The sequence below is a fragment of the Geotalea uraniireducens genome (genome assembly GCF_027943965.1).
Lineage (GTDB): Bacteria > Desulfobacterota > Desulfuromonadia > Geobacterales > Geobacteraceae > Geobacter > Geobacter uraniireducens.
Map to the genome: position 1 here is coordinate 610,366 of NZ_AP027151.1, position 19,029 is coordinate 629,394.

The 19,029-nt window shown below is 58.3% G+C and carries 18 protein-coding genes; 5 read left to right on the top strand and 13 right to left on the bottom strand.

Annotation, left to right across the window (positions count from 1 at the left end):
* Both QMN23_RS02900 and QMN23_RS02905 read left to right on the top strand, forming a co-directional pair.
* Complete coding sequence (locus tag QMN23_RS02900; protein ID WP_282001656.1) at positions 1-1,230, top strand: putative nucleotidyltransferase substrate binding domain-containing protein; 1,230 nt, start codon at positions 1-3, stop codon at positions 1,228-1,230.
* A gap of 5 nt (positions 1,231-1,235) precedes the next feature.
* Positions 1,236-2,033, top strand: coding sequence for a sugar phosphate isomerase/epimerase family protein (locus QMN23_RS02905; protein ID WP_282001658.1), 798 nt, complete (start codon positions 1,236-1,238; stop codon positions 2,031-2,033).
* Here QMN23_RS02905 and QMN23_RS02910 read toward each other — a convergent pair.
* On the bottom strand, positions 2,023-2,478 hold the full coding sequence (locus QMN23_RS02910; protein WP_282001659.1) for a universal stress protein: 456 nt from the start codon (positions 2,476-2,478) through the stop codon (positions 2,023-2,025). The genes QMN23_RS02905 and QMN23_RS02910 overlap by 11 nt on opposite strands.
* Positions 2,479-2,823: 345 nt before the next feature.
* Here QMN23_RS02910 and QMN23_RS02915 point away from each other — a divergent pair, with 345 nt between their 5' ends.
* The gene (locus QMN23_RS02915) at positions 2,824-3,606 is read left to right on the top strand and encodes an IclR family transcriptional regulator (protein WP_282001661.1); all 783 of its coding nucleotides are present in this window, start codon (positions 2,824-2,826) and stop codon (positions 3,604-3,606) included.
* Between the two features lie 71 nt (positions 3,607-3,677).
* Here the strand turns inward: QMN23_RS02915 and coaE are convergent, their stop codons facing one another.
* From coaE to QMN23_RS02930, 3 genes are all read right to left on the bottom strand, one after another.
* Positions 3,678-4,283, bottom strand: coding sequence for a dephospho-CoA kinase (gene coaE / locus QMN23_RS02920; protein ID WP_282001663.1), 606 nt, complete (start codon positions 4,281-4,283; stop codon positions 3,678-3,680).
* Positions 4,284-4,377: 94 nt separating this feature from the next.
* A complete protein-coding gene (locus QMN23_RS02925; RefSeq protein ID WP_282001664.1) occupies positions 4,378-6,024 on the bottom strand; it encodes a FapA family protein in 1,647 nt (548 codons plus the stop codon).
* Positions 6,025-6,116: 92 nt separating this feature from the next.
* Positions 6,117-7,241 (bottom strand): aminopeptidase, encoded by a 1,125-nt coding sequence (locus QMN23_RS02930; RefSeq protein WP_282001665.1) that lies wholly within the window; start codon positions 7,239-7,241, stop codon positions 6,117-6,119.
* 307 nt (positions 7,242-7,548) lie between these two features.
* Between QMN23_RS02930 and QMN23_RS02935 the strand changes: the two genes are divergently transcribed.
* Positions 7,549-9,567 (top strand): FAD-dependent oxidoreductase, encoded by a 2,019-nt coding sequence (locus tag QMN23_RS02935; protein WP_282001666.1) that lies wholly within the window; start codon positions 7,549-7,551, stop codon positions 9,565-9,567.
* 119 nt (positions 9,568-9,686) lie between these two features.
* Positions 9,687-12,242, top strand: coding sequence for a molybdopterin-dependent oxidoreductase (locus QMN23_RS02940; protein ID WP_282001667.1), 2,556 nt, complete (start codon positions 9,687-9,689; stop codon positions 12,240-12,242).
* A gap of 56 nt (positions 12,243-12,298) precedes the next feature.
* On the opposite strand, the gene QMN23_RS02945 is transcribed toward QMN23_RS02940, so the two are convergent.
* The 9 genes from QMN23_RS02945 to QMN23_RS02985 all read right to left on the bottom strand — a co-directional run bounded on the left by QMN23_RS02945 (position 12,299) and on the right by QMN23_RS02985 (position 18,894).
* Positions 12,299-14,236 carry a response regulator gene (locus QMN23_RS02945; RefSeq protein ID WP_282001668.1) on the bottom strand — a complete coding sequence of 646 codons (1,938 nt, stop codon included), beginning with the start codon at positions 14,234-14,236 and terminating at the stop codon, positions 12,299-12,301.
* Complete coding sequence (gene mltG, locus QMN23_RS02950; protein ID WP_282001669.1) at positions 14,205-15,287, bottom strand: endolytic transglycosylase MltG; 1,083 nt, start codon at positions 15,285-15,287, stop codon at positions 14,205-14,207. Before mltG ends, QMN23_RS02945 begins: the two co-directional genes overlap by 32 nt.
* A 119-nt stretch (positions 15,288-15,406) precedes the next feature.
* Positions 15,407-15,991: a glycerol-3-phosphate 1-O-acyltransferase PlsY gene (gene plsY, locus QMN23_RS02955; protein WP_282001671.1), complete on the bottom strand. Its 585-nt coding sequence runs from the start codon at positions 15,989-15,991 to the stop codon at positions 15,407-15,409.
* 81 nt (positions 15,992-16,072) lie between these two features.
* On the bottom strand, positions 16,073-16,489 hold the full coding sequence (locus tag QMN23_RS02960; RefSeq protein ID WP_282001672.1) for a MauE/DoxX family redox-associated membrane protein: 417 nt from the start codon (positions 16,487-16,489) through the stop codon (positions 16,073-16,075).
* On the bottom strand, positions 16,489-17,004 hold the full coding sequence (locus tag QMN23_RS02965; protein WP_282001674.1) for a rhodanese-like domain-containing protein: 516 nt from the start codon (positions 17,002-17,004) through the stop codon (positions 16,489-16,491). Before QMN23_RS02965 ends, QMN23_RS02960 begins: the two co-directional genes overlap by 1 nt.
* Positions 17,005-17,013: 9 nt before the next feature.
* Complete coding sequence (locus tag QMN23_RS02970) at positions 17,014-17,358, bottom strand: DUF190 domain-containing protein (RefSeq protein WP_282001675.1); 345 nt, start codon at positions 17,356-17,358, stop codon at positions 17,014-17,016.
* Between the two features lie 10 nt (positions 17,359-17,368).
* On the bottom strand, positions 17,369-17,743 hold the full coding sequence (gene crcB / locus QMN23_RS02975) for a fluoride efflux transporter CrcB (RefSeq protein ID WP_282001676.1): 375 nt from the start codon (positions 17,741-17,743) through the stop codon (positions 17,369-17,371).
* 18 nt (positions 17,744-17,761) lie between these two features.
* Complete coding sequence (locus tag QMN23_RS02980) at positions 17,762-18,151, bottom strand: YybH family protein (RefSeq protein WP_282001678.1); 390 nt, start codon at positions 18,149-18,151, stop codon at positions 17,762-17,764.
* Complete coding sequence (locus QMN23_RS02985; protein WP_282001679.1) at positions 18,151-18,894, bottom strand: outer membrane protein assembly factor BamD; 744 nt, start codon at positions 18,892-18,894, stop codon at positions 18,151-18,153. Before QMN23_RS02985 ends, QMN23_RS02980 begins: the two co-directional genes overlap by 1 nt.
* Positions 18,895-19,029 lie beyond the last annotated feature (135 nt).

Genomic DNA, 19,029 nt, shown 5'->3' on the forward strand with positions numbered 1-19,029 from the left:
ATGTCGGTATTTTCCGAAGTGACGGACGACCATGTGCTGACGAGGCGGGGGGGCGGTGCGTTCCTTGCCCGCTTGCAGCGTAATTTGAACGAGTTGCTGGCTCACCTGCCGCCGGGTGCCGACGTCGCTACCCTCGACGTGGCGGCTGGCGAACTGGATGCGGAAATTGCCTTCGAGAAGGAGTTCGCGGCCGATTTTTCCCAGCGCCTGGCAACGCTCGATGCGGCGGCAGACCCGGCTGTGCTCGCTGCGACCATGGCTGGAGCGCGAGAGATCGTCGCTGCTTATTTCGCTCGCCGGCAGGCGGTTCTTCCCCTTTATCGCCATGGCACGATGCTGGTCGACCGGGCGACGACGGTGGCACTCCGCCTGGCCGGGCGCTGGCTGGCGGAGAGCGGCGTCGGCCCGCCCCCGCCGTCCTGGTGCTGGATGACGCTGGGCGCTGCCGGACGGGGCGAGGCGTCATTGACGGGCGAATATGACGCGTTACTGATTTATGCTGCCGAGGCCGGCGATGATGCCTCGTCTGTCGTGGGCTTCGCCGGCCGGGCCGTCAAGATTCTCGAACAGGCCGGCTTTGCCAGCCGGCGGGGGGTGACGCCGACCTCGCAGCTGTGGCGGGCCGATGCGGATGAATGGTGGAAACGGCTCCGCTCGGCGGCCGGCGAAGGAGGAGATGCCTTTGAACTGCTGGTTCGGCTGGCCGATTTGCGCTTTATGGCCGGCGATCCTGCCCTGGCGGAGCAGATGGTCGCCCGGGTCCGGACAATTCTCGCCGACCATCAGGCCGAATTCTTTGCCATGGCGCGCCGGACGGCGATGATGCCGGGAGGATTCGATTTTTTCGGCAGGCTGAAAGTGGGGCGGGTGGGTGAGCAGCGGGGACTGTTCAATTTGAGTGCGGCTGGTCTCGAACCGTTGGTCGCCAACGTTCGACTACTGGCCGTGCACCATGGCGTGTCGGCAACCGGTACGATGGCCCGCATCCAGGAACTGCTGCAGAGGGGAAAGATTGACGTCGAACTGGCCGGCCGGCTCCTCGAAACTTGTCACCTGTTCGGACGCTCTGTGGGCAACTGGCAGGCCGGGGGCTGCGGCGGGCGGGGAGGGGATGTGCTCGTCAATCCCGAAGAGCTGTCGACCGTCGACGAACGCGATTTGAAGAGCGCCGTCGAGGCGGTGGGAAATCTGCAGAAAATCATCTATAGCAGCATTGCCAGCCAGGGGTGATGCCGATGCAGATTTCCCTCTCCACCGGCACGCTCTTCGTTTTCCCTCTCGGCAAAGTGATGAGTATCGCCAGGGAAGCCGGGTATGACGGCGTTGAGCTGATCATCAACCAGGATTTTCAGAAAGTCAGCAGTCGGAAACTGGTGCGGGAGTTGGCGGAAATTTTGCCGATCCTCTCGATCCATGCTCCGTTCATGCCGCTGGACGGTTGGGGGAGTCCCATCGATTCTCTCAAGCGGTCTGTGGAACTGGCGGCCGAATGTGGCGTGCCGCTGGTCAATTTCCACCCTCCTTCCTGGCTGGGTGGCGAAATTGGCTTCTGGCGCTGGATGTACAAGGTAATGGACTTTCAGGAGGAGATCGCCCAGAACACGGTCATCGTGACCCTGGAGAACATGCCGTGGGTGGGAACGCGCTTCCGGGTCAATCCTCATATCCTTTCCAGTACGGAAAAGATGATCGATTTCATCCAGGAGCGAAACCTGTTCATGACCTTTGACTGCACCCATATGGGTTCGGGCAAGGCTAATTTTATCAATGACTTCTATCTGTTCTACAATACCGGACGAATCAGGAACGTCCACTTTTCCGACTACGGCCACGGCCGGGAACATCTGCTCCCGGGGCATGGCATTCTGCCGCTTACCCGCTTTCTCAACCATCTGCGCAATACCGGCTACGCCGCTACCCTGACGGTCGAATTGTCGCCGGAAGAGTTCCCCCGGGACGAACGGATCATCGTCGACAGCCTCAGGGAAATTCTCCAGTATCTCCGCGCGGAAACCGGCGCAGCTACCCCCTGATAATATAGACCGAACAGGGCGCGTTTTTGGCGATCTTGTGCGAAACGCTGCCGAGCAGCTGCCGTTTGAGAAAACCTTTGCCGGTACTGCCGATGACGATAACGTCGATGTCCTCTTTGGCCGCGAAATTGATGAGTTCTTCGGCGGGGTCACCGTAGACGACCTTGATCTCCAGCGGAATCTCGGCCTCCTTGGCATCCTTCTCGATAACATAGAAGATTCGCTCCCGGAGTTCGTCCCATTGTGCCGTTTCGGTGATCGGCGGCGCCGGGACGAAGTCGGTGAAGGTACTCCGCGGGGCGTTGGGCAGTACCAGCATGGCGTAGATCTTGCTTCTAAACTGACTCGGGTTGCCGGCGGCAAGTCGCACCGCTTCTTCGGCAGCCTTGTCCGAAAGGGGGGAGCCGTCTATCGCCACGAGTATTTTCTTCCGCAGGTGGAGCATGGTTTCCTCCCAGGAATAAAACAACCGGAAATTGTCATTGCCGGCTCATTGATGCGGTCGGTTGCCCTTCACAGAACAGATGTGCGTCAAGAACTTTTGCATTTCTCTCGTCCGGGCTATGGTAGCTGCTCCACACGTGAATGACTATAAAGAAAATATTCTGCCTTGACAATTATAAAACGATATTCTATCTTTTCCGAGGGGAATGTTCCGAAATAATGTGCCGGGATAAGTTTTGTCGCCGTATCCGGGGAATCTGTCAGTCCGGGCGGGGATGTTTGACTTGACTTATTCCCGCCGAAGGCTTATCTAGAAGAGTTCATTTTTGCGCTGAAAGAGGGAGTAATGGCCAAGAAGGATAAATCGGAATATATCATCCAGGCTGTAGATCACGCACTCGATCTTCTCGAACAGTTTCGCGACGATGTGGACGAGTTGGGTGTGACGGAGCTGTCTAAGCGGCTAAAATTGCACAAGAACAATGTCTTCCGGCTCCTTGCCACCCTGGAGGCCCGCGGTTACATCGAGCAGAATCGGGTCACGGAGAACTATCGGCTCGGGCTGAAGACCCTCGAACTTGGCCAGACTTTTATCCGTCAGATGGGGCTGCTGCGGCAGTCGCGGCCGGTGCTCGAGTGGTTGGTCAAGCAATGCAACGAAACTGCTTATGTGGCAATTCTCAAGGAACTGAGTATCGTTTATCTTGATGTTGTGGAGACGGACCTGACGGTACGGGTCGTGCCCCGCGTCGGCTCTCGGTTGCCGGCCTACTGTACTGCAGCCGGTAAAGTGCAGATCGCCTATCTGACTGACGAGGAGCTGGATAACTTTTTCCCGACCAAGGAGCTCAAGCCGTTTACCCCGTACACCATCACCGATCGCGACGAATTGCGGAAACACCTCAAGTTGGTGGTCGAACAGGGCTACGCCATTGATAATGAAGAACTCGATATCGGCGTCCGGTGCGTTGCGGCGCCGATCCGCGATTATACCCGCCGGATCATTGGGGCGGTCAGTCTCTCCGGTCCCTCGATGCGTTTCACCGATGAGCGGATGGACAAGGAGCTGATCCCGCTGGTGCAACAGGCGGCAGATGAAATCTCGATGAAACTCGGTTATCACAAATAGGAAAAGCCCCCGGGAACGGGGGCTTTTTTGCTTCCTAATGCCTGTAGTTTCTAGCTCCGCCGGAGCCGGCCTCAATTCATGAGGGGCTGGAGCCGCTCGGCCCATAGGTGCCGAACCTGCCGTTCCGTTGCTTCGGGCGCGCCCCGGTTGTCGATCACTACCGAGCCGTAAGAAGCTTTTTCCGCCATCGGCATCTGGGCCGCGATCCGTTGTTCCGCCTCTTCATAGCTGATGCCGTCCCGCGCCATCAGTCTCGTCAGCTGCGTTTCCCTGTCCACATATACCACCCATATCTCGTCAACCCGGTCGGTAGCCCCGGCCTCGATCAATAGCGGTGCCATATAGAAGACCACTGCTGTTCCCGCGGCACGCAACGCGGCAAGTTTCTGTTCAGCCAGACGACGGATTGCCGGATGGGTTATCGCCTCAAGACGGCGTCGGGCGGCCGGATCGGCGAAGACTACTTTGCCGAGCGCTTTGCGGTCGAGATCGCCGTCGCTTTGAAGAATGGTTGAGCCGAAAGTGGCAATGATCTGGTGAAACGCCGAGCTTCCCGGCTGAACGGCTTCGCGGGAAAGCTGGTCAGCATCGATGACTGCAGCGCCGCAGGCTGTCAGTACGGCGGCGACGGTGCTCTTGCCCGAGGCAATCCCCCCGGTGAGGCCGATGATGCGCATGGCTTCCTCCTCTGCTGGTCGGGCAACCATCCCATACTTTGCACGGCGTGTCAACGGGGGGAGTTTGAGGAAAAGATTGTGGGAAACAGGGGGGTTAGGGAGTGGTTACAATGGCGTCGTCGACGAGCTGGAATACGGTTTGCGGCAGATCTTCATCGACCTTCAACGCTTTGTTGCCGATTGAGACAATGACCCCGCTCATTACCGTTTTTTCCACTTTGATCTGGGCGTTTGCAACCCGTTCCAGACGTTTCTGCAGTCTCTTTTTCTCGCCGGTCATTTCAGTGACCGTACCGATTAGCTTCTCTCTACTTTCCTGGATAGTCGCGACCTGATCGGGACCGGCTTTATGGGGAGCAGCGGTGAAATATTCGAGCCGCTTGTTGATTTCGTCGAGTTCCCGTTCCTTCTCCTGCAGTTTCAGTTTGATACTGGAAAGCCGTTCCCGGACATGGGGGTCGACGCCGACGCTTACCAGGGTGTGAACTCCTGCATAAGAGCCAATGGTGACGGCGCCGATGAAGTTGACGGCTTGGCAGGTACCGCCAATGATATGCCCTTTCCCGGCGCTTTCCTGGCCGACGGTTATCTGATTGCCGGCGATAAGTTCGCTCTGCATCGCCACTTCCTGGATGGCAATCGAGTTGCCGGCTTCGACGAGGGCATTCTCGGCAAACAAGGCCGAGACATTCCCTTTTGCCGAGACGCGGGAAGCGTCCCGGTTAATCTCTCCTCCGGCGTTTCTGACTTCGCCCTGGCCGATGATTCCGCCACGAATCTCGATGTCTCCCCCTCCGTCCACAGTGGCGGCCTCGACAACTCCGCCTATGGTGATGTCGCCTGTCGCCCTAACGATCATCCCGGCCCTTACATCTCCCTCGACGCAGATCGAGCCGTTAAAGATCAGGTTACCGGTTGATAGGTCGACGTTTTTGACCTTGATGACCGGTTCGACGATGATTCCGTCGGCGACAAGGACCGGTTGTCCGGCAATTGCGGCAATCAGCAGGTTCGGGTCGTCAGGGGAAATTTCGGTGCCGGTCAGGTTCGGTGCAAACCGCACATCCTTCACCGGTGGTGGCGGGACCTCTTTTCCTGCCAGGCTCAGTCCCGCGGCCCCCGGTTCCGGAGGGATCCGCCGCATCAGGGGGGTGCCGGGGCTGACGCTGAAGATATCGCCCATGTTCCGATAGTCGACGGTATCGTTTTCGACTAGCAGCGGTTGCCGGTCCTTGGCGGCGGGGAGGAGGCTCACCAGTTCGCCGTTGGTCCCTGGAACGGGTTTTTTCCCCTGTGCAATCAGCAGGTCCTTGGCGCCTTCTGCCGCGACGGCCGCTTCTATCTCCTTGGAGATTATGCCGTGGACAATTCCCTGCTCCTTCAGCGCCTGGGAAATTTGCGCCGTGGTAACCGGCTTGCCGCCATAGGGTTGGGTGATGGTGAGATACGCTTCGACGTTGTCGGGAGTGGTGCGGACAATGTATGAGCCGTCGCGCCGTTCGCCGATTTCGAAGGAGAATGGCTGGGTTGCGGCGTTGTAGCGCTTGAGGAGTTCGACAAAGGCGTGGTCATGAATGAATAGGCCGTTGAAACCGGCGGCCGCCAGTGCCTCTTTGAGCCACAGTAGATTGATGGAGAGCTTTTCTCCGTCGGTTGGCTCGTAGAATGCCTTGAGCTTCCGATCGCCGTCCGTCATCCTGAACGAGAGCCCGGATTTGGTCGGTTGTGCCGTGTCAGCCATTTCTCGACTCCGGATGCCGCATGGTAAGTGAGCTCGCCTTTCATGCTCACTATTATATATCGGCCGGAACCGGGTCATCTTTAACGGTTTGTTTACAAAGTTAATACACCATCCCGCAGCAGGACGGTTTCCCGGCCGCCGGCCGTAAGGGTCGTGAGGGTCGGTCGGTAAAAGACATAGTCTTCGTGGAAGGGGGTTTGCACGGTCCCTCCGAATCCGGAATTGTCTCCCAGGGCGATATGGATTGTGCCAAGGATCTTTTCAGCTTCAAGAATGTTGTCGGGGCGGGTCGCCCGGTCATTGGTGCCGATCCCCAACTCGGCGATATTGCGGTTGTTGTCACTTTCGGCAAATCTTTTTTCCAGTTCTCGACGGTGCGGTTCTTCGCCCCTGATTTCGGTAACCATGCCCCGGTTGACGATCAGCTCGAGGGGCGAGGACAGCTTTCTGGTGGGAGCGTAGTCGATGACCATGATGCCTTCGCTGGTCCCTTCGCGGGGCGCCAGATACACTTCTCCCGCGGGAAGATTGCCGAAACTGCCGGGGGCGGTGAGGATGCCGTCGTCGCCCTTGGCTGTCCGTCCTGCTTTGCCAATCCGCATTTTGGTGCCGTTGGGGGTGGCAATGAGGATCTCTTCGGCGTCATTGATCCGGCTGGCCAGCAAGGTGGTGCGGGCAGCTAGGGCATGCCAGTCGACTCTCATCGAAGTAAAGAACATTTCCGGGTCGAACTGCGGCAGGCTTGCGTACCGGCCGCCCGCCGCGTTGACCAGCGAGCGGAAGCGAGTGTGGCTTGTGGAATTGTTGGCCAGGGCGATGACTACGTCGACTACGTTGTCCCGGTAGCTGACAACGATGTCCCGTGCCCGTTCAAATTCTGCCGGCGAGGCTTGTTTATTGAGGAGTTTTGCCAGGAGCCCCTCGCTGACGAGCAGATCGATGATCGTGGGGCCAAAGGCGCTTCGCCAGAGGGTTTCGGGGGGCTCGGCGCCAGGGGCTGCGGTCGTCGGATAGACGACGAATTCGCCATTACCGTAAGTTTCGGTGGCGAAACGGGCGGCTTCCCGCGCTGCGTCGAACAACCGCTTGCGCCGCTCCAGGTCGGCGCTGCCAATGGTTTCGTCGGGACGGATGGTGTCGGCGATCACGATGATCCGTTCGCCGCGGTGCACTCCCATGTTGGTTTCATAGAGAGCGGTTAGAGCTTCCTGCAGCATGACACGACCCCTTTCATCGTGGATTTCCATGTATGGTACCTCGTAACAGCGAGCGACGAAAGGTAAATTGTCGTCCCGGTCCGAGGGGACAAGGGATCCCCTGGCAAGTATTCCGCCGGGTGAACTCAAAGAGGCTGACAATTATAAAGGAAAACCAATTTTTTATTAATTTTTCCCTTGATTTATCGGGGGGGGTTGTGTTAGATAGTGCATACTGTATACAATTTGTTGAAGCAATTTTTGCGAATAAAAGCAGGTAGTTAAGTTAAAGTTGACCCTATCTGTGAAGGTCTGAACGGAGGCGTGCGTGGCACAGGTGGTTTTTTCCAGCTGGGGTAGGACGATTGTCGATAACCGAAAAGGGGGGCAAGCTGAAGAGGCGAGTTTCCGGCTCTCGACAACTGTCGGCGGTGAGCGGCCGATGGCGGCGTTTATGGGGTGGGACGGCATTATCCTCTTCGATAAGGGGGTCGATGTCCCCGCCATGGCTGCAGAATATATGCGGCGGGTGCAGACCCAGTATTGCTGTGGCAAGTGCACGCCGGGCAAAAAGGGGACCAAGGTCTTGGCCGATGTGTTGGCGGCCATCGTCGAGGGGAAGGCCAGCGAGGGCGATCTCGATACCATCGAGGATCTGACCGACCTACTGACGAACTGCAAATGCACGCTCTGCCAAAGTTCCACGATTCCGGTCCTTGATGCCGTGAAACATTTTCGCGATGACTTCCTTGCCTACATCAAGGGGGCGGGCCGGAAGAACGATTCCTATCGCTATGTGGACAAGTACACCGCGCCCTGCATGGACCGCTGTCCTGCCCACATCGATATTCCGGCTTACATCGAGGCGATCAAGGATTATCGTTACGGTGAATCGTTGGCCGTAATCCGCGATAATATGCCCCTGCCGTCGGTCTGCGGTCGGGTGTGTCCCCATCCGTGCGAGACACACTGCCGGCGCAAGAATGTCGACGACTCGGTCAATATCATGGTGCTGAAGCGGACCGCTTCGGACTACGAATGGAAGCACAGTATCGACCCGCCCATGAAGCCAAAATCCCGCAAAAACAAGACGATTGCGGTGGTCGGGGCAGGGCCTGCCGGCCTTGCCTGTGCCTACTATCTGGCTTTGGAAGGTTATCCGGTGACCATTTACGAAGCGCTTCCGGAAGGCTTCGGCGGCGGGATGATCGCCGTTGGTATCCCCCCCTACCGTCAGCCCCGCACGCTTCTGCAACGGGACATCGATATTATTGCCAGCCTTGGCGTGACAATCATTTACAATACCCGGATCGGGACCGATATCTCGCTTGAAGAGCTCAAGACGAAATTCGATGCGGTGTTCCTTGCGCCGGGCGCCCATCGCTCCAAGCCGATGGGCGTGGAAGGGGAAGATAAAGGATATAAGGGGTTCCTGCGGGGCGGGATCGACTTCCTTCGCGAAGCTTACATGGGCAAGCCGACCGGCATGGGGAAAAAAGTCGTCGTCGTCGGCGGCGGGAATACGGCCATCGACTGCGTCCGGGTGGCGTTGCGCGAAGGGGCGGAAGTATCGACGCTCCTCTATCGCCGTTCTCGGAAGGAGATGCCCGCCGATGTCTGGGAAGTAGATGGTGCCGATGAGGAAGGGGTCAAGTTCGAGTTTCAGGTGTTGCCGACGAAAATCCTCGTCGATGCGAACGAACAGGTGACGGGCGTCGAGTGTGTCAGAATGGCGCTCGGTGAGCCCGATGCTTCCGGGCGTCGCCGGCCGGAGCCGGTCCCCGGCAGTGAGTTTGTCGTCGAGTGCGATACGGTCATTCCGGCTATCGGTCAGGATCCGGACCTGGGATTCATCCCGGAAGGGATGGGCATCGACATCACCAAGTGGAATACGGTGGTCACCCAATACCTCCCCCTGAAAGATGCCGCCGGGAAAGATCTCAAGGATGGGATGGGTAATCCGCTTTCCCGGACGCTGATCACCGATTGCGCCGGGGTGTTTGCCGGTGGCGATGCCGAAATCGGCCCGCTTACCGTCGTTGCCTGTATCGGCAGTGGCCACCGGGCTGCGAAAGTTATCCAGCGTTGGCTCGAAGAAGGGAAAGCGTACCTCAACGACGACGAGATCATGGAGGATATCCTCACTAATCTCCCGGTTTACGACAAAAACGAGGCGGTTCCCTGGCTCGATGCGGTGTCGCGGGCTCACCAGGCTGAAGTTCATGGCAAGGAGCGCGCCAGTTACAAGAATTACTGCGAAGTGGAGCTCGGGTTAACCGACAGCCAGGCGGTGCGTGAGGCGGAGCGCTGCCTCCGTTGCTACCGGGTGGCAATGGTTGCTCTATAAATTTACCGGTTTTACGGAACGTCACATTGGCGTAAGGGATGACGGCCGACGGCGAGGATGCGCAGTCAGCGAAACGCCGCCGCCGTATCCCGTGCCAGTTTTCCAGGGGTGAAACAGATATGGTCAGTCTCACAATCGATGGGAAGGATATTACGGTAGCAAAAGAGACCACGATCCTCGATGCGGCGGCACAGCTCGGTATCAAGATACCGACCCTCTGCTGGCTCAAGAAAGTCTCTCCAACCGGCGCTTGCCGGGTGTGCGCGGTCGAGATCGAAGGTGTCGACCGACCCATGACCGCCTGCAATACGCCGGTCAAAGAGGGGATCAAGGTTACGACCCAGTCGGAAAAACTGGTGAAGATTAGACAGAAAATCGTCGAGCTCCTTCTTGTCAACCATCCCCTCGATTGCCCGGTTTGCGATGCCGGCGGAGAGTGTGACCTGCAGAACTCGTGTTACGAAAACGGCGCGGTCCGGCAGGAATATTCGGCCGTCCTGGAGCGGCGGCAGATTCGCTACGATTGGCCCTTGATTGAAAGCGATCCCAATCGCTGCATTCTGTGCGAGAAATGCGTGAAGGTCGACCATGAAGTAGTCGGTTGCGATGCCATTGCCGTTGTGAATCGTGGTGAGGCAACGGTGATTGATACCATTGATGGCAAGCCGCTCAATTGCGAGTTCTGCGGTAACTGCGTCGGGGTCTGCCCGACCGGGACACTGATCAGCAAGCCGTTCAAGTTCCGGGGGCGGCCCTGGGCCTTCACCGTTACTGAGAGCGTCTGCGCGTTTTGCTCGACTGGCTGTCAGATCGAGTATCATTCGCGCAACGGCCGGGTCGAACGGGTTACCAGCGAAGACGAAACCTTCAATAGCGGCAACCTTTGCATCAATGGGCGCTTTGGTTATAGCTATGCCAATGCTCCCGAACGCCTGATGGCTCCGGCGGTCGGCGGCAGTGCCTGCGATTGGAACGCCGCCATGGGCGCAGCCGCGACCGGCTTGAAAGAGGTCATCGCCAAGTACGGACCGGCAGCTGTTGCCGGCATGGGGTCGCCCCGGCTGACCAACGAGGAGAATTACCTTTTCCAAAAGTTGTTCCGGGGGGCCATTGGCAGCAATAACATTGATTCCGAGGCCCGGCTGGGATACGCGACCGCCCGGAAGGCTCTCCAGGAGATGCTCGGTCTTGTCGGTGCCAGTGCTTCAATCAGTGCAATCGACAAAGCGGCGGCGGTCCTGGTGTTCGGCTGTGATCTCAACGCTGAGGCAACCGGGATGGAATACCGGGTGATCAAGGCGGTAATGAAAAACGATGCAAAGTTGGTCCTGGCCAACCTTCGCGGCGTTAAATTGGGGAAATTTGCCAACGGCAGCCTGGTTTACAAACCGGGAAGCGAACTTGCAGTAATCAATGCGTTGACCAAGATCATCATTGAGGAAGGGCTTGAGGACGCGGCATTTGTCGGGAGCAAGGTCGGCAACCTGGCGGAACTGAAAGGTGCCCTCGCGGCACTGTCGCTGGCCGATGCCGCGGCAGCGGCTGGGGTAACCGAGGTAGAACTGCGCGAGGCTGCGCGACTGCTTGGCGGTAAAGCAAGCGTGGCGGTGATTTTTGGTGCCGACCTGATGCGAAGCGACGCTGCGGCAGCAAAGGTCAAGGCGTTGACCAATCTTGCCTTGGTGCTCGGTGCAGTCGGCAAGGAGCAGGGGGGAGTGTTCCCGGTTTACGAGAAGACCAACATCCAAGGGGTGCTCGATATGGGCGTCGCTCCGGACGTCCTGCCGGGCGGCCAGGGGCGGGAGGCCTCCGCGGCTTTTGAGAAAGCCTGGGGCAGGAAATTGCCTGCCGATGCCGGCAAGGATTTCTGGGGGATTGTTGACGCCATTGAACAGGGGGCAATCAAGGCACTCTACCTGCTGGGGTGCGACCCGCTTGCGTCGTTCCCGGAGAGCGGGCGTATTGCCAAGGCGTTTGACAAGCTTGAGCTGCTGATCGTTCAGGATGCCTTTCCCGGCGAAGCTGCCCGGCGAGCCAATGTTCTCTTCCCGGCATCGGTGGCGGTGGAAAAGACGGGGACGTTTACGACCATCGACGGCCGGGTTCAGAAACTCGGTAAGGCGGCCAACCCTCCCGGTGATGCGCGGGAAGACTGGGATATTCTGACCGAGTTGTACAATAGGTTGACCGGTGAAAATCGCTTTTCGTCACCACAGGGGATCTTCAGCGAGATTACCGCGCTGGTGCCGCAATACGCGGGACTGGCTGATGGCTGCGGCGTGATCGCTCCTGTCCTGCGCGAGGGCAGCTTCACGCTTGCGCCGGTTACTACGGATGCTGCAGTTACAAGCGATTCCGCCTATCCCTACACCCTGTTGGCCGGGGCTATGCTCTATCACAGCGGGACAACCACTACCTGGTCGAAGAACAACCTCGATGTGGCACCGGAAGGGTATGTCGAGCTGTCGGCAGAAGATGCGGCGAAACTCGGTGTGAGTGATGGTGCCACCGTAAGGCTTACTTCGGCGGCGGGGAGCGTGGCTGGCAAGGTCCGAATCTCGAACCGGCTGCGGGCCGGGATGCTCTTTGCTCCCTATCATTTCCGGACGATGGGGGTGAACGGGGTGGTGACGCGGAGTTCCGGCTTGGTCAGGGTCAAGGTCGAGAAGGCCTAGCACGAAAGTCTTGAAACGTTAAAAAAAGCCCTGCCATCTCTCCGGCAGGGCTTTTTTTAACCGAAAATTTTTCTCAACAATCCTTTCTTTGTTGTTTCCTGCCGTTCTGCAAGGGTGCGAAGCCCTCGTCGGGCATTCATCTCTCGGGCATCGAGCCGGAGGGCCTTATGAAACTCCCCTTCGGCAAGACCGTCTTTCCCCTCGTCCAGCAACATCCAGCCGCGGAAAGCGTAAGCGTTGGCAGTCTTCTCCAGTTGTAGCGATTTGCCGAGGAGTCCCCGTGCCCTTTCTCGTGCCGCGGTGGAAAACCGGTGCGCCGGGTTCCGGTAGAGCGCCCAGGCGAGGAAGGCACAGTAGGAAGGATTGTTGGGGGCGAGGATAACAGCGTCCTGCAACGCCTTTTCGGCGCTGACGAAGTCATTCATTCCCAGGAATACTTTACCGGCCTGATACTGGATTTCTGCCTGCAACTTTTCGTCCTGCTTGCCATCAATCCCGCCGGTGTCGGTATGGAGAAGCTCGTCGTACCGCTCCTTGGTGACGACATTGGTTAACGTGTTGTAGGCATGCGCGTAGTTGGCCAGAATCTGGGCCGCTATGTTCTGGGCTGCTCCGGGGAGTCGGATGAACTGTTCGGGGGCATAATGCCGCGTTTTGGAAAAATAAGCAGTCTTGAGTGCAGGAAAACTGAATGACTTGGGCGTGAGATCAAACAATTGGTAGTAATTACGACCTTGCAAGGCGGACAAGTCGTCAGCCAACCGGCGAGCTGCTTCCCCTGATTGTGAGGAATTGTCCGGGACGAGCGGGGCCGTCGTATCGATAACAATTGGATTCTGCGACAGTTCGCTTACCAGATCGGCAAAGTCGACAACGTTGTCCGGTACGATCTCCGCCTCTTCGAGGAGCGGGGCATTAAAAAGGGTTTTTAGCGGGAAATCGGGGATGCCTTCGGTAACGGGCGTAGGGTAGAAATCGATCATCCTGAGGGCATAAAGGAAATTGAGGAACGAGGTTGCCTCGGAGCGCTCCGGGTGGTGCAGCAGGCCAGCAAGTGTTTTTCTGCCATCCAGCAGGGAGAGCAACTGGATTTCTTCGCTACGGAGCGCCAGCAGATTGATATGGCGGTAAAAAGACTGCGTTCGTGCCGGGTAGCGGTCGCGGTGGCGGGCAAAAAAAACTTTGGGGGCAAAGCCGGCGATCCCTGCTCGGGCTGCCTCGTAGAGCAATCGGGGGATGGCAACCGGAACACAGGGCAACTCGGCATCAGGCATACACTCGCGGAATCGGTAGCCGGTCGATAGCGGCAATGCCCGGGAGAGAGCGTTGGCCAAGAACAGCCGGGATTCTTCAACCAGTTCGTCGTAGGTGAGCATTCCGGCCTGAACGAGGAAAAGACGTTCGCCGCCATTCCTCAGAAAGGTGTTCAGGTCGTCGCGACCGAGCTTGCCATGGCCGAGCAGGTAATGGGCAAAATCACTTTTCCCCTTTGACAAGAAGGAGAGTGGCTCTCCCTTGAGAAAGGCCATGGGGCTACCGTCACCGATGGTCAGGATGCCGTTTTTTTTCCGTTCATAAATGTCGATGATCAAATCGCGCAGGCAGGAATGAGACGGAGGGGGGCTCGCTGCCAGGGCGCTCGTTACGGCCCGGTGAAAGTCCTGCGGGGTGAAGGGTTTTTCCAGGTAGTGAGTAACCCCGAGCTGCTGGGCCACGCGAATGTTACTGTCACCCTTGTAGATTCCCGAAATGACGATGGTCGGCAGCGGGCGGGCTGGGCGCGACTGGCGAAGCTTTTGTAATACAGTGATGCCGCTGACGACAGGCAGCTTGAGGTCCAGGATCAACAGGTCCACTGTTTCCCGGTCCAAGCAGCTAAGGGCTTCGTCCCCTGCAGCAACTCTCAGGACTGCATGGCCCTGAGCGATGAGGAATTTTTCCAGTACCCGGGACAGGCTTTCATTATCTTCGGCCAGCAAGATGCGGGCGGTCATTGCGTATCTCCGCAACGGTCGAAGCCGTCGTTCTGATGCCGTGGCTCGTTTTCAGATAAGTGCGGACGGCGTCGTTGTGCTCCGCAAGAGTGGTGGAAAAGTAGTGGGTGCCGTCGTTTTTGGCAACAAAGTAGAGATAGGGGGAGGTGGCCGGCGAAAGGGCGGCAGCAATCGCCGCGCTCCCAGGGTTGCCGATGGGGCCGGGAGGGAGGCCGTCGATCAGATAGGTATTGTAGGGCGTTTTGCGGAGGATATCCTGTTTGGTAACCGGCCCTGAAAATGCCCGTATTCCGTAGACAGCTGTCGGGTCGCTCTGTAGGCGCATCTTCTTGCGCAGCCGGTTATGAAAGACCGAGGAGATCAGGGCGCGTTCGCCGGGAACAACCGCCTCCTTTTCGATGAGCGAAGCAAGGGTTACCGCCTCGCGGGGCGACATGGCATGCTGCTTTGCCAGTACGGCGAATTTATCGGCGAACACCTTGTCGAACTGGGCAACCATCAGGCGGATCAGCGCCGCTTCGTCCATCTTCGCCGTAACCTGGTATGTGCTGGGGTAGAGATAACCCTCGACACTCGCGCCGCCAATCCCCAATTCGCGAAGCAGGGCCGGGTTCCGCGCCTGCTGGAGGAAACGGTGCCCATCGAGAATGTGGCGTTCATCCAGAAGTTCGGCGATCTGGTAGATGGAATATCCCTCGGGAAGGGTGAATTTCCGGGCATACACTTCGCCAGCCACCATCATCCGCAGTATCTCGCGGGGCGCCATGCCGTCGTTGAATCGATATTCGCCGGCCTGGAGCCGCTCCGTATCTCCCTTGAGGCGTGCCTGCAGGACGAACAGCCGGGCGCTGGAGACAATCCGCGCCCCCTCCAGGTCAGTGGCGATGTGCTTCAGGCTTGTCCCCTTGGAGAGGTCGAAAATTCTGACAGTACGGCCGGTGCCGGCCGGGCTGCCGACGAATACGAGGTAGCGAAGCACGGGGAGGATGACGAAGAGGAGAATGACGGCGGCGATCGTCAGAAATTTCTTGTGTTTAAGGTCGATATGCATGGGGGTGGTATGGGACTGTCGGGTCCGCAGCGGTCGATGCTGGTCAAAAGTCAGGAATCTTTTTTATTTAGGCCAGATTCTGTAGTTTGTCAATATTAAAAGATCTCTAATTGTTGCCGTCAGGCCTTGAACCGGTTTTCGGTGCCGGCTCGCAGTCGGTGGATATTTTCCCGGTGCTTGTAGATCACGAGGGCGGCAATGAAGAAGGTCATGGCGATGACGGGCGGTTTTTGCCCCATGGCGGCGATGATTACCGGCATGAGGGCCGCGGCAATAATCGACGCGAGCGATATATAGCGCCAGATGGCGACTACCACAACAAAGACCCCCAGTGCGGCAAGCACTGCCAGCGGGGCAATGCCGAGAAATACTCCCAGGGCTGTGGCCACGCCCTTTCCTCCCTTGAAGCCGAGGAAGACAGTATATACATGGCCGAGGAAGGCCGCCAGGCCGACCGCCACGATCCAGCTTTCCCCCACGTCAAGATAACGGGCAAGCAGCACCGGCAACAGCCCTTTCAGGCAGTCGCCCAGCAGGGTGGCGATCCCGATCCGCCGGCCAAGCGTACGGTAGACATTGGTGGCGCCGATATTGCCGCTGCCGGTGGCGCGGATATCGACGCCAAACGCTTTGCCAAGCAGCAAGCCGGTAGGAATTGAGCCGAACAGATAGGCTCCAATGATGAGACTGAACTGGATCAGCACAGAACGCTCCTCTTGTTCATTAAAATCAAGGCTATCCTACACCATTCGTTGAATGCCGACAAGCAGCACTCTCCCCTGGTTTCAGGGTCGTGATTTCCTGAAAGTGAAAATAGCAGCGGACAGCAATAGGAGATCGCGGAAGATGGCGGTCCACGCGGTAGTTTTTTGCCCTCCTTGGCGGAAACAGCCGCAATCGATGTCCAGACCACGGACGACGGTGGAGAAGAGAAACACGATGAAAATCATCGTCAGGAGTGCTGCCAAGGCTGCAGCGGTACGGCTCCGCCAGCCGACAATCAGCAGGGCGCCGCAGATCAGCTCTATCCAAGGGACAACGGCGGCAACCAGATAATTCCCGGCATAGGGGAAAATCTGATAGGCGGCAACGCTGCCGGCGAAGACGGTGGGATTGCTTGCCTTGGCGACTCCGGCGTAGAGAAAGACCCCGCCGAGAGCGATCCGCAGCAGAACCGTCAGCTGTTTCCTGCCCAGTTCCATCACTGCTCTCCTTTAGCAAGCGGATAGCCGGCGTCACGCCATTCGGGATATCCCCCCTCAAAGACGTACACCTGCCGAAAACCGGCCGCGATCAGTTTTTCGGCGAGCGCCATGCTGTCGTGGCAATCATAACCGTTGCAGTAAACGACCAGCATTCGGTCGCGCGGTATCGTTCGGGCAAAGGTGGCGAGCAGGGAGCCGGCCTCGCCGAGAGGGAGGGAGCGGGCGGCGCGAATGTGGCCGGCCCGGTAGGCGCTCCGATCCCGGGCGTCGATGATCAACGCCTCCCGGGAGTCGAACAGTTCCTTGACCTGCATCAGCCCGAGAGGGAGCGGCCCTGGTGTTGTCGGGACGGCCGGCGCAGTCTGGACCGTCGGTGCCGGTTGCTGTGCGCCGGTCTGTTCGCCCCGGTAGGCGTTGCGTAGCAAACGGTAATTCCAGAGGCAACCGATGATGGCGGCCAGGAGGACAATGACCGCGATCTCGTTGAACAGCTGTTTCCAGTTCGTTTTCATCGTTGGTCGTTATGCCTGCTTTCGCTGGTCGTAATGGATTACCATGGCTTTTTCCAAGGTAATCATGCCCCCGTTCATCATGTCATCGATCTGGGGCATGATGGCATCGAGCCGTTCCTGGGAGTCCACCACTTCGACAATGATCGGCAGATCGCTGGACAGGCGGAGCAGCTTGTCGGTGTGATAGACGCTGCTTGCGCCGAAGCCGGCAATTCCCCGCAACACGGTGGCCCCGGCGAATCCCTCCCGCCGGAACAGCTCGACCAGTGCTTCGTAGAGGGGGCGGTGCCCATGCTTGTCGCCCTCGCCGATGAAGATGCGCATCAGGATCTTTTCGCCGCTGAATTTGCCCATGGTGCTCCTCCTAGAGATGGCGTGCCGCCATGATGCCGCCCCAGGTACAGATCAGGCAGACCATGACACTGACGAGGATGTTGAGCGAAGCGATCAGGAGCTCGCCGTCTTCGAGCAGCCTGAAGGTTTCGTAGCTGAACGTGGAGAAGGTGGTAAGGCCGCCAAGGAAGCCGATGGTCAGGCCGACGCGAAGCTCCTGCGGAATGAAGGTGCTGCGCAGCCCGAGTTCCATGATGAACCCGATCAGAAATGCGCCGGTGATGTTGACGGCAAAGGTGCCGTAGGGGAAGTTTTTACCGAAGAGCTGGTAGATCCAGCCGGCGGCGAAATAACGGGTCAGGCAGCCGAGGGCGCCGCAGATGGCTATGGAGAGTATGGTTAGCATAAAGGGTTTCGCTGCCGGCTAAAGGCCGCTGACAATTTTCCAGCCGCCTGTTTCGCGGCGAAGACGGATCGTTTCTTCACCGGCCAGCTCCAGAGGGGTTCCCTTCAGGGGGATCTTCATCGCATAGCGTCCTTCGACGGTCGCGGTGTCGCCCTTGACGGTGATGGTGCGGCTGAGAGAGCGGTAGGAAACGGGGCCGATCCGTTGCAGCGTCTTCGCCAGCTCGGCGCGCTTGCCGGCGGCATCGGTCTTGTCGTCCCGGTAGGCCGGGGAAATCAGGGTGGCGTAAAGTGAGCTATCCCCCTTGGCTAAAGCCTGTTCCCGTTTCTGTAGTACGTCGTCAATGGCGCGTTTGTCGGCGCTGCACCCCATCAGGGCAAATAGCAGCAGCAGGATGAGCGGCCGCATCAGAAGTTCTTGTCGAGGAATTGCCGGGCCTCGTTCACGTACTTGCTGGAACGGTATTCGTTGAACAGCCGTTGGAATTCTTCCCGTCCCTTGTTCTTGTCCCCCGAGAGAATGTAAGCCTTGCCGAGGTAGAAGAGGGTTTCGTCATGGTAGGGCGAGCCGGGAAACTTCTTCAGGGCGTCTTCCAGCCGACCGATGGCGGCAGCGTACTTGTCGGTGCGAAGGTAGAACCTGCCGATGTAAATCTGGTAGCGCACCTGGTACATCCGGCAGGCTTCCAGCTTGTTCCGGGCTTCGCCGGCGTATTCGGACCGGGGATAGAGCCGGAGGAACGTTTCGAAGAGCGTGGCGGCATTGTTTATCGGTGTTTGGTCGGTGTCGAAGCCGTTGATCTGCATGAAATTGCTGAGTCCCTGGCGGTAGAGGGCGTAGGCGGACTCTTCGTGGTTGGGATGAAGTTTGCGGAAGTCCTCGTAGGAGGCCGCAGCTTCAATGTAATTACCGTTCGCGAACTGGGCGTCGGCAATCTTCAGTTCGGCCCGCGCCGTCATTTCGGGAGAGATGTAGCTTTCCTTCACCCTGCGCCATTGGGCGATGGCATCTTCGTAGCGGTGGGAGTTGAAATAATCTTCCGCCTCCTTGGCCATGTTGTCAGGGGTTCGGCTGACCGGAGCACTGCTGGTGGCGCAGCCGCCTATCAGCAGCAGGAAAAAGGTGAGTAACAGAGCAAGACGACGGGTCATGATTGCCTCGCGTAGCTGGGAATAATAGCAAAACCTTAGAGGAAAAGGTCCCTTGCTGTCAATGCAAAGTTGCCGCCTGGCGGCTCCCGTGTGGTGTCGGGGCGTACAAACAAAAAGGGCACTCCTTGTGGCAGT